Origin of the sequence: Gibbsiella dentisursi, assembly GCF_039539505.1 — a bacterium.
In the GTDB taxonomy this organism is placed as follows: domain Bacteria; phylum Pseudomonadota; class Gammaproteobacteria; order Enterobacterales; family Enterobacteriaceae; genus Gibbsiella; species Gibbsiella quercinecans.
The window spans coordinates 125,527-135,722 of sequence record NZ_BAABDG010000012.1; the positions used below are offsets into that span (position 1 = coordinate 125,527).

Consider the following 10,196-nt stretch of genomic DNA (forward strand, 5'->3'; position numbering starts at 1 on the left):
ATGGGCTGTTGTCTATACTGTCTGGCCACGGAAGCGCTGCGAAAACGTGCTTTACGTTTAGACAGCCGCCACAGTTTACCGAATAACCACACTAGATAACATGTCAATAGCAGCGCGATTGCCAGGATCACCCACATAACGCGTTAAAATGCATCCTTGGCATTGCCGCCTTTCAGCAGCCTGACAATATCTTCCTGCTTATCGTCTTCATCGATCTCATCGTCTTCGTCGCCAAGTTCAATGCCCAACTCATCCATCAGCACATCGATGCGATCCAACGTTTGATCGACATAGGCCTGATCTTCCGCGCTCAGTGTTTCGCCGTCGTCCAGGCGATCCAACAGGGTATTCAGGCGCTCGTCGTTTTCCAGTTTTGCCAGCTCTTCCTCTGGGGCCTGGCGCGGTTTTACCGGCGCTTTCGGCTTGGCCGGTTTGGCCTTCACCTCGCCGGCAACCACCAACGGCACTGGCGTTTTACTGCCAATGCGCGGATCTTTGGCGGCAGAGGATGATTTGTTGTTCTGTTTGCCGCCTTCAACCTGGGTGCGCGAACCCGAGGCATGGCCACGGCGTTTTTTATCACGCTTGCGTTCGCGGGCTTCCTGATCGAGTTCCGCACGGCTTTTCTTTTTGGTTTTTGGCGCAGCCGCTTTGCTGCGGGGCGTTTTAGATGGCTGGTTCATGGCGCTCGCTCTCAAGAGATGTAGATTCAGTATAGAATTGCGCCGGAATCTAACAGAAAGTAGGCAAAGAAAAAAGGCGGTAGGTTTGACCTACCGCCTATTTCGCACCTTCTGCTGAAGGATATTCTGAAGTCGCTTTCCATGCGTACATACAACGTCCCAGTTTTTCCCTCTGTTATAACCGCATTCCCTGCAACTATCTCTTTCATCCTGAAAGGAAAATCATCCCTTGCGCAATCCATCCGCCATCACTCATCCTGAGTGTGCATCCCGCATGCATCCTGACTGCAAATACTTCACCATCCGTGTGCCGTTCGTGCTTTCAGATACGAACAAACAATTCCTTCTGATGCTCTCTACGCATCCTGCGTATTCCCTGAGAGCCGCCACTCTTCCAGAGTGTTCCTTCATTCCCACACGTCCTGTGTTGCGGACTACTTTACGTGAATCATCAACGTGCTCAAGCCATCGGTTGGGGTTTTATATGATGGTTTTTACACACCACAAAATAACCATCTGTTATTTAACATTAATTTTTCACAAGGCGTGCAAATAAAGCGACATTGCCCGCGATTCCAATGGCAAATGTCTCACACGGCCAGGGTGACATTCACACATGGCGCCTATTGAAAAAAGAGAAAGCCACCCTTTTGGCGCTGATGCAGTTATAATCGCCCACCAGTAAGCCATCCTCACGGAGACGAAAATTTTGACCAGTAAAAATTATAACTATCATGTGACCCACTTCGTCACCAGTGCCCCCGATATCCGCCACCTGCCGGCGGATGCAGGCATTGAGGTGGCATTCGCCGGCCGCTCCAATGCAGGTAAATCCAGCGCCTTAAATACCCTGACTAACCAAAAAAGCCTGGCGCGCACCAGTAAAACGCCGGGCCGCACCCAGCTCATCAACCTGTTCGAAGTGGAAGAAGGCATTCGCCTGGTCGATCTCCCCGGCTATGGCTATGCGGAAGTGCCGGAAGAGATGAAGCGCAAATGGCAACGCGCGCTCGGGGAATACTTGCAGATGCGTAACTGCCTGAAGGGTCTGGTGGTGCTGATGGATATTCGCCATCCGCTCAAAGACCTCGATCAGCAAATGATTCAGTGGGCTGTGAACGTCGATATTCCAGTGCTGGTATTGCTGACCAAAGCCGACAAGCTGGCCTCCGGCGCGCGCAAAGCGCAGGTGAATATGGTGCGTGAAGCCGTGTTGCCTTTCATGGGGGATGTGCAGGTAGAAGCATTTTCTTCACCGAAAAAGATCGGCGTCGACAAGCTGAGCCAAAAGCTCAACGCCTGGTTCGGTGAGATCCCACCGGAAACCTTGCCAGAAGATGAAGTGGCTGGGGAATAACCCAGCGGATAGAGAAACCCGGCCAAGCCGGGTTTTTTTATGCCAACATGCCAGCCTGACAGCAAAAATTTTTGTTATATAATTACAGTTTTGACAAAAAGCTATCAGAAAAGCTTATGGCGGGAGACTGGCAACACTGGGTTAATCCCTGCCGCCGGGCAGCAAACAGCGCGTGGAACAATGGACGGGGAAATAAGAAAATCCTATGGATAATCATTGATTTGCGCCATAAAAAACGCCCCAGTCAAAACTGACTGGGGCGGCTAATATTCAGCCAAATCCGATTACGTGAAGTAAAAGGTCTGAAAGATAGAACATCTTACCTCTGTACCCTACATCTGTAACTCTACATCATTTCTCCGCAGGGAAAAAGCATTTTTTGTAGTTTACTTACACAAAATGACATCGAATCGCACCAATGTTGCTGGATAAAGCGGCGCAACCTGTTGCTTAATTACAAAAAGTGCTTATGTTATAGCCAGTTACACTTTGAGCGTTCAAGCAGGCCGGCAAACTTCGCCTTAGTGCGCTTCATCCCAGTTCTTGCCCACACCGACGTCCACCTTCAGCGGCACGGCCAACTGCATGCTGCCTTCCATCAACGTGCGGATCTGCTGGCTGGCGGCCTCAATGGCCGACTCGTGCACTTCGAACACCAGCTCATCGTGCACCTGCATGATCATGCGTACCAATGGCTTGTCCTGACCTTGCAGCCAGGCGTCCACCGCAATCATCGCGCGCTTGATGATATCGGCCGCGGTGCCCTGCATAGGCGCATTGATCGCTGCCCGTTCAGCGCCCTTACGGCGCATGGCGTTGCTGGCGCGGATATCCGGCAGGTACAGCCGGCGGCCATCCAGCGTGCTGACATAGCCCTGCTCGGACGCCTGCTGGCGGGTACGCTCCATGTATTCCAGCACGCCAGGGTAGCGTTCGAAATACAGATCCATATACCGCTGTGCTTCACCGCGCGGGATATTGAGCTGGCGCGAAAGCCCAAAGGCGCTCATGCCGTAAATCAGGCCGAAGTTGATCGCCTTAGCACTGCGGCGCTGTTCATTCGTGACTTTATCCAGCGGCAGGCCGAAAACTTCGGCCGCGGTCGCACGGTGGATATCTTTGCCGGCGGCAAACGCCTTAAGCAAGCCTTCGTCTTGCGACAGATGCGCCATGATCCGCAACTCAATCTGTGAATAGTCCGCCGCAACGATACGATAGCCAGCCGGGGCGATAAACGCCTGGCGAATACGGCGGCCTTCGTCATTGCGCACCGGGATGTTCTGCAGGTTCGGATCGCTGGAAGAAAGGCGCCCGGTCGCCGTCACCGCCTGGTGATAAGAGGTATGCACCCGCCCGCTGACCGGGTTAATCATCAGCGGCAGCTTATCGGTATAGGTGGTTTTCAGCTTGGCCAGGCCGCGGTACTCCAGGAGCACTTTTGGTAGCGGGTAATCCAGCGCCAGCTCGGCCAGCACCTCTTCGTTGGTCGAAGGCGCGCCGCCCGGGGTTTTCTTCAGCACCGGCAGCTTCTGTTTTTCATACAGAATTGCCTGCAGCTGTTTGGTCGACGCCAGGTTGAACGGCTCGCCCGCCAGCTCATGGGCTTGCGTTTCCAATTCAGCCAGCCGTTTGGTCAGCTCTTTGGAATGTGCCGCCAGGATGTTTTGATCGATCAGCACCCCGGTGCGCTCAATATGCGACAGCACCGGCAGCAGCGGCATTTCAATTTCATTGAATACCGTGAGCAGATCTGGGCTGTCTTTCAACGTTGGCCACATGGCCAGGTGCAACTGCAGCGTCACATCCGCGTCTTCCGCGGCATAAGGCGCGGCCTGTTCCAGGGCAATCTGATTAAACGTCAGTTGGTTTTTGCCCTTGCCGGCGATTTCTTCAAAAGTGATGGTTTTGTGGCCCAGATAACGATTGGCAAGGCTGTCCATATCGTGGCGGCCACTCACGCTGTCGAGCACATAAGACTCGAGCATGGTGTCATAGGCGATGCCGCGCAGATCGATGTCATAACGCGCCAGCAGGCTTTTATCGAACTTCAGGTTCTGCCCCACTTTCAACGCATCTTTGTCTTCCAGCAGCGGCTTGAGCGTTTCCAGCACGTAGGCACGATCCAGCTGTGGCGGCGCGTCCAGGTAATCATGAGCCACCGGTAGATAGGCGGCTTCGCCAGGCGCGATGGCAAACGACAGCCCGATCAGGTTAGCGCTCAAGGTATCCAGGCTGTCGGTTTCCGTATCGAAGGCAAACACCTCGGCTTTCTTCAGCTTTTCGAGCCAGGTATTAAAGGTTTCTTCGTCCAGGATGGTGACATAGCCTTCCTGCGATAGCTGCTGGGCCTGAGGTACATCATCAGCGGCCACGCTGGCCGCCTGCGGCTTACTGGCGGCCTTGGCGGCCCCTTTTTTGCCCTCCAGCCACGCACCGGATTCAACGTCGGCCAACCAGCGCTTGAATTCATAGCGTTTGAACAACAGATGAAGCTGATCGACATCCGGCTGGGCAACTTCAAGCTGCGCACAGCTTAATTCCAGCTCAACGTCGGTTTTGATCGTCGCCAGTTGATAAGAAAGGTATGCCAGCTCTTTGTTCTGCTCCAGCTTGGCGGCCATGGTTTTGGCGCCGCGGAAGCTGAGGCCGGCGATATCCCCCAGATTGGCATACAGGGTATCCAGCCCGCCAAGGCCTTGTAACAAGGCCTGTGCGGTTTTTTCGCCAATGCCGGGCACGCCGGGGATGTTATCGGACGAATCCCCCATCAGCGCCAGGAAATCGATAATCAGCTCAGGTGGAATGCCGTACTTGTCGCACACTTCCTGCGGCCCCAGTACCGTATTGTTCATGGTGTTGATCAGGGTGATGTTTGGCGTGACCAACTGCGCCATATCTTTATCACCGGTGCTGATCAGCACCGCATGGCCGGCTTGCTCGGCCTCCTGGGCCAGCGTGCCGATGACATCATCGGCTTCCACACCGGGAACCACCAGTAACGGCAGGCCCATGGCCTTGACCATCTGATGCAACGGCTCTATTTGCGCACGCAGATCGTCCGGCATCGGCGGCCGGTGCGACTTATATTCAGCAAACAGTTCATCACGGAAGGTTTTACCTTTGGCATCAAATACCACGGCCACATGGCTGGGGGTAAACTGCAACAGCAGGCTGCGCAGCATGTTCAATACGCCATACATCGCCCCTGTCGGTTCACCGGCCGAGTTGGTCAGCGGTGGGAAAGCATGGTATGCCCGGTAGAGGTAAGAGGAACCATCAACCAGGATCAATGGGTTTTCTGCAATCTGTGCCATAACGTTTCTTTTTCGTGATCGGACATGATGTTAAGCATGCCATAGCTCGCCGCCAGAGACGAACCCTGCGTGCGTTTTGGTTAAAAAATACGGCCTTGCCGATAGGCGATCCCGAAGATCATCCTGTGGATAACTTTGTGCATAGAATAGAAAATGAATTATAACGGCTGTTTATTTATTATAATTGTAATAAAAAAATCAATTTAAATCATATAATTAGATTAATATCAGCAGGAGTTGATTGACTCCTCGCTTTTTTCTGTTTTGTGGATATTACTTATGTCTGTCTTTAATCACCCTGGGTATCAATTCCGTATGGCAATTAACTAAAAGCCGTTGGGATGATTACCCGCATGTTAAACCCGTTACCTTTTCCTTACGATTTCTCGCCCCATTTTCTGTTAAAATCCCTTTTTTCGCGTAACGATATATGCAATTTTGCGCCCAACCATCTTCAACGTAAACCTATGCCAAGACTATTCGCCCCCATCATATTTATTCTTTCGGCCTTGCTTGCCATCCTGGTTACCGTCTTGTGCTCAATTCCCATCACGCTGGCCGGTGTGGTTAAGCTTCTGGTGCCGATCCCGGCCATTTGGCGGCATATTTCCGCCTTTGCGGATTTTATGATGTGGTGTTGGTGCCAGGGATTGGCAGTGCTATTACACATTAACGTACCCTTGCGTTGGGATATTACTGGGCTGGAAGGGCTGGATCGCAAAAACTGGTATCTGTTAATCAGTAACCATGAAAGTTGGGCCGATATTGTGGTGCTATGTGTGCTATTGCGTAACCATATACCGATGAATAAATATTTTCTTAAACAGCAGTTGGCCTGGGTGCCGTTTGTCGGCTTAGCCTGCTGGGCCCTGGACATGCCGTTTATGAAGCGCTATTCACGCGCCTATTTGCTTAAGCACCCGGAAAAACGTGGCCAGGATATCGAGACCACACGCCGTTCCTGCGAGAAGTTTCGCCTGCGGCCGACAACCATCGTTAATTTTGTCGAAGGCTCACGCTTCACGGAAACCAAAAGAATAAAAACCCGCTCTCCTTTTAAGCATTTACTGGCGCCCAAAGCGGCGGGTATCGCATTTACCTTGAGTGCATTAGGCAATCAATTTGATCGGGTGTTAAACGTCACCCTGCTTTACCCGGAAAACCATCAACGGCCATTTCGGGATATGCTGTGCGGCCGCCTGAAACGCATTGTCGTCAGGGTAGAAACCATCCCGATTAATGAAACCCTGCGCGGCGATTACTTTAATGACAAGCAGTTCAAGCGCCAATTTCAACAGTGGCTGAATAACCTATGGCAAGAAAAAGACCAGCTGTTGGAAAAGTTAAAACGCCAGTATCGTTAACAAAAACGCCGGTTAACCCGGCGTTTTTGTTGTTCACGTTATCGTTATTTCTGTTCACTCAGGAATTTAACAACATCGGCAAATTGCTTCACGTAAGCGTCCATGGAACTGGTATCCAGGCCATCATTCTTAACCATGTATTTGCCATTCACAAATATCGCCGGCACGCCGCGCAGTTGCAAATCTTCAGCGGCTTTTTCCTGTTGCACTACCAGGGATTTCACCACGAAGCTGTTCAGCGCGGCGTCATAGTCTTCCGCTTTCACACCCGCCTTCACAAACACATCACGGATATCATCCGGGGTTTGCACCGTTTGCGTTTTCTGTATGGCTTCAAACATTGGCGCCGTGATCTTATCTTCAACCCCTAAGGCCAGAGCAACCGCCCAAGCCTGAGTGAGCTGTTTCCCCAGCGGCCCCAGGAATTCGACGTGATACTTGGTCATTTTGGTACCGGCCGGCAGCACGCTCCTCACCGCATCGGAAACGTGGTAAACCTCTTCAAACTGGTAACAGTGCGGGCAGTAGAACGAGAAAAACTCCAGAACCTGCGGCTCACCGGTAACCGGCTTGTCCAGGGTCACGTACTGGCTACCCTCGCTAAACTGCGCCGCTGCGGCACTGAATGCCATCACCATGCCAACCAGCGCCAACCATATTTTCTTCATAAGACTAAACTCTCCATTGTGTTAAAGCTTCAATACATTGGCATCAGCTGCAGAGGAGGTTCCCGCAACAGCTTAACCTGTTCGGCGAATGCCTTGGACTGGGATGACCAGAAATCAGGATCGGTCATCCAAGGGAAACTTTGGGGAAACGCCGGATCTTGCCAACGGCGCGTAACCCAAGCCAGGTAATAGACCATTCGCATGGCGCGCAGTGGTTCAATCAGTGCCAGTTCACGCACATCGAAATGCGCAAACTCCGTATAAGCCTCCAACAGAATGTCCAACTGCATTAGCCGATCGCGGCGTTCGCCATGCAACAGCATCCAAAGATCCTGCACCGCAGGCCCGTTACGCGCATCATCAAGATCAACAAACAGTGGGCCATCACGCCACAATATATTGCCCGGGTGGCAATCACCGTGCAGGCGCAGCGGTTGCCAATCCTGGTGCCAATGCAGCGTGATCTCGGTGATTAAGGCATCGGTAGCGGCCAGGAAAGCATCCCGCTGCGCTTTTGGCACCAGTTCGCTGTTCGCCAATACCTGCCGCGGCGCGGCGAGGTATTCTTCAAGCCCCATCGTTGGGCGCGCGCTAAAGCGCTTTTCTTTACCTACCTGGTGGATACGCCCCAGAAAGCGGCCAACCCATTCAAGTTGTTCGAGGTTATCAATCTCATATTGCCGGCCACCAACGCTTGGGAAAACGGCAAAAAAGAAACCGCCGTGGCAGTGCAACGTCTGTTGCTGTTGGAACAATGGCGCGACAACCGGGATCTCTTCCTGCGCCAGCTCAACGGCAAACTGGTGCTCTTCGCCGATCTGCTCCGCACTCCAGCGCGCCGGGCGATAAAATTTCACCACATAGCGCCGGCGATCTTCGTCCATAAATTGGTAGACGCGGTTTTCATAGCTGTTTAGCGCCGTCAGCCCGGAATCAACACGCAGGCCAATACCTTCCAGCGCATCCATGATCAGATCGGGGGAAAGCGTTTCAAAATTAAAAGCAGGGTTGTTCATAACCACATTTATTTTCGCTTGCTGGTCGCGCGTGTAGTGAGAATAAAAATTGTAGCACCAATCAAATGCAGGCGTTCTGCGTTCGCCGTATGCTCATCAATCCTTGATTACGCCGCGCGCACGCAGCAGGGCCGTTTTGAAGTCTTCTTCATAGTCTTTTTTCAGGCCAGGGATCTGTTCGCTGTCTGAGCTGCCGCGCATTTTCAGGTGGTAGATCAAAATATCGTCGCTAAGTTCAGCCAGTTGACCTTTGAAACCCGCCTCCTGCGCTAATTTCTGTAAAAACTGAATCAGATTCAGATCCGGATCTTCTTGCCAGGCGGGATGCAATAGCTCAATCAGCTCATTTACACGATGCGTTTTCATATCAATATCATCCGATGAAGTGAATAAACTCACAAAGTAACAGGCTTGGTTGCGGAGTGAAAGACGCAGCTTGTCAATAAAGGTAAATCCTGATGTCTTGGTGACTTTAGCGCTACAATCAGCATGTTAGTCATCGGATGAAATATTGATTATGCAGACAGAAATCACCGGTATCATCCTCGCCGGCGGGCGCGGTACCCGGATGGGGGGCGTTGATAAGGGGTTGGTTCAGCTCGGGGGGATCCCCCTGTACCAACATGTATTATCACGGTTAAAACCGCAGGTTGGCCAGATGGCTATCAACGCTAACCGCAATGCGGCCCGTTACCGGGAAAGCGGCTTAGCGGTCATTGGCGATGTAGACCCTGACTTTGCCGGCCCGCTGGCCGGCATGTTAGCGGGATTGCAATATGCCGCAACGCAATGGGCCGTATATGCCCCCTGCGACGTACCGGGTTTACCAACAAACCTGGTTGAGCAGCTTTGGCGGCAGAAAGGTAAAGCGCTGGCGGCCTACACCAATGACGGTGAGCGTGATCACCCTACGCTTGCGCTGTTGCATACCGCTTTAGCGCCGGCGTTGGCCGGCTATCTGGCCAGCGGGGAGCGCAAACTGATGCTATTCATGAAGCAAATAAACGCACAGCGGGTGATCTTCGCAGATCAAAAAACCGCATTCATCAATATCAATACGCCGGCCGACGGTCAACATTGGCTACAAAACCGAGGGATGGCAAATGAGTAACACCTCGATCCCGTTATTGGCTATCGCCGCTTACAGTGGCACCGGCAAAACCACCCTGCTCAAACAATTGATACCGCTGCTAAAGCAGATGGATATTCAGGTCGGGTTGATTAAGCATACACATCACAATATGGATGTGGATACGCCCGGTAAAGACAGCTATGAATTGCGTAAGGCGGGCGCCGATCAGACGTTAGTCGCCAGCGATCGCCGCTGGGCACTCATGACAGAGACCCCCGAGCAGCCGCCATTGGATCTGCACTATTTAGCCAGCCGTTTCGACAACAATAAGCTTGATGTGATCCTGGTAGAAGGCTTCAAACATGAGCCAATAAGCAAAATTGTCCTCTACCGGGAAAGTATGGGGCGCCCCCTGGCAGACATGCTGGATAGCAATACTCTTGCGGTCGCCAGCGACGGTCCTATTGCCATAGCAGGCAATGTGCAGTACTTGGATCTGAACCAACCGCTGGCCATTGCGGCATTTATCGCCGCATGGTTGAAAAAGCTGATGCCTGGTGAGGGTTCTTCCTAACGGCACGGCTAATCACAGCACAGGCCGCGCCGAAGCGTGGCCCACAACGCAAAAAGCCCCGTACGCAAGTACGGGGCTTTCTACTGGATTTGATGCCTGGCAGTGTCCTACTCTCGCATGGGGAGACCCCACACTACCATCGGCGCTA

The 10,196-nt window shown here is 52.5% G+C and carries 10 protein-coding genes; 4 read left to right on the forward strand and 6 right to left on the reverse strand.

The window, feature by feature from the left end:
- Window positions 1-143: 143 nt before the first annotated feature.
- On the reverse strand, window positions 144-683 hold the full coding sequence (gene yihI, locus ABFX35_RS23615; protein WP_095846539.1) for a Der GTPase-activating protein YihI: 540 nt from the start codon (window positions 681-683) through the stop codon (window positions 144-146).
- 709 nt (window positions 684-1,392) lie between these two features.
- Between yihI and yihA the strand changes: the two genes are divergently transcribed.
- Entirely contained in the window at window positions 1,393-2,040 is a 648-nt protein-coding gene (gene yihA / locus ABFX35_RS23620; RefSeq protein WP_279024669.1) for a ribosome biogenesis GTP-binding protein YihA/YsxC, read from the forward strand.
- Between the two features lie 270 nt (window positions 2,041-2,310).
- Here yihA and spfP read toward each other — a convergent pair whose 3' ends face one another.
- The gene (spfP, locus tag ABFX35_RS24255; RefSeq protein ID WP_071892919.1) at window positions 2,311-2,358 is read right to left on the reverse strand and encodes a small protein SpfP; all 48 of its coding nucleotides are present in this window, start codon (window positions 2,356-2,358) and stop codon (window positions 2,311-2,313) included.
- Between the two features lie 203 nt (window positions 2,359-2,561).
- The gene (gene polA, locus ABFX35_RS23625) at window positions 2,562-5,354 is read right to left on the reverse strand and encodes a DNA polymerase I (protein ID WP_346083176.1); all 2,793 of its coding nucleotides are present in this window, start codon (window positions 5,352-5,354) and stop codon (window positions 2,562-2,564) included.
- Between the two features lie 467 nt (window positions 5,355-5,821).
- On the opposite strand from polA, the gene ABFX35_RS23630 reads away from it, so the two are divergent.
- Window positions 5,822-6,718 (forward strand): 1-acylglycerol-3-phosphate O-acyltransferase, YihG family, encoded by an 897-nt coding sequence (locus ABFX35_RS23630; protein WP_279024673.1) that lies wholly within the window; start codon window positions 5,822-5,824, stop codon window positions 6,716-6,718.
- 44 nt (window positions 6,719-6,762) lie between these two features.
- Here ABFX35_RS23630 and dsbA read toward each other — a convergent pair whose 3' ends face one another.
- From dsbA to ABFX35_RS23645, 3 genes are all read right to left on the reverse strand, one after another.
- The gene (gene dsbA, locus ABFX35_RS23635) at window positions 6,763-7,386 is read right to left on the reverse strand and encodes a thiol:disulfide interchange protein DsbA (protein ID WP_279024675.1); all 624 of its coding nucleotides are present in this window, start codon (window positions 7,384-7,386) and stop codon (window positions 6,763-6,765) included.
- A gap of 29 nt (window positions 7,387-7,415) precedes the next feature.
- Window positions 7,416-8,402, reverse strand: coding sequence for a serine/threonine protein kinase (locus tag ABFX35_RS23640; protein ID WP_346083177.1), 987 nt, complete (start codon window positions 8,400-8,402; stop codon window positions 7,416-7,418).
- A gap of 96 nt (window positions 8,403-8,498) precedes the next feature.
- Window positions 8,499-8,768: a YihD family protein gene (locus tag ABFX35_RS23645; RefSeq protein ID WP_095846533.1), complete on the reverse strand. Its 270-nt coding sequence runs from the start codon at window positions 8,766-8,768 to the stop codon at window positions 8,499-8,501.
- Window positions 8,769-8,919: 151 nt separating this feature from the next.
- Here ABFX35_RS23645 and mobA point away from each other — a divergent pair, with 151 nt between their 5' ends.
- Window positions 8,920-9,513 carry a molybdenum cofactor guanylyltransferase MobA gene (mobA, locus tag ABFX35_RS23650; protein WP_279024678.1) on the forward strand — a complete coding sequence of 198 codons (594 nt, stop codon included), beginning with the start codon at window positions 8,920-8,922 and terminating at the stop codon, window positions 9,511-9,513.
- The gene (gene mobB, locus ABFX35_RS23655; protein ID WP_279024680.1) at window positions 9,506-10,048 is read left to right on the forward strand and encodes a molybdopterin-guanine dinucleotide biosynthesis protein MobB; all 543 of its coding nucleotides are present in this window, start codon (window positions 9,506-9,508) and stop codon (window positions 10,046-10,048) included. The genes mobA and mobB overlap by 8 nt, the downstream gene beginning before the upstream one ends.
- Window positions 10,049-10,196 lie beyond the last annotated feature (148 nt).

Excerpts from the sequence above, each read along its gene's own strand:
- yihI (WP_095846539.1), bottom strand. The coding sequence starts at position 683 with ATGAACCAGCCATCTAAAACGCCCCGCAGCAAAGCGGCTGCGCCAAAA.
- polA (WP_346083176.1), bottom strand. The coding sequence starts at position 5,354 with ATGGCACAGATTGCAGAAAACCCATTGATCCTGGTTGATGGTTCCTCT.
- ABFX35_RS23630 (WP_279024673.1), top strand. The coding sequence starts at position 5,822 with ATGCCAAGACTATTCGCCCCCATCATATTTATTCTTTCGGCCTTGCTT.
- dsbA (WP_279024675.1), bottom strand. The coding sequence starts at position 7,386 with ATGAAGAAAATATGGTTGGCGCTGGTTGGCATGGTGATGGCATTCAGT.
- ABFX35_RS23640 (WP_346083177.1), bottom strand. The coding sequence starts at position 8,402 with ATGAACAACCCTGCTTTTAATTTTGAAACGCTTTCCCCCGATCTGATC.
- ABFX35_RS23645 (WP_095846533.1), bottom strand. The coding sequence starts at position 8,768 with ATGAAAACGCATCGTGTAAATGAGCTGATTGAGCTATTGCATCCCGCC.
- mobA (WP_279024678.1), top strand. The coding sequence starts at position 8,920 with ATGCAGACAGAAATCACCGGTATCATCCTCGCCGGCGGGCGCGGTACC.
- mobB (WP_279024680.1), top strand. The coding sequence starts at position 9,506 with ATGAGTAACACCTCGATCCCGTTATTGGCTATCGCCGCTTACAGTGGC.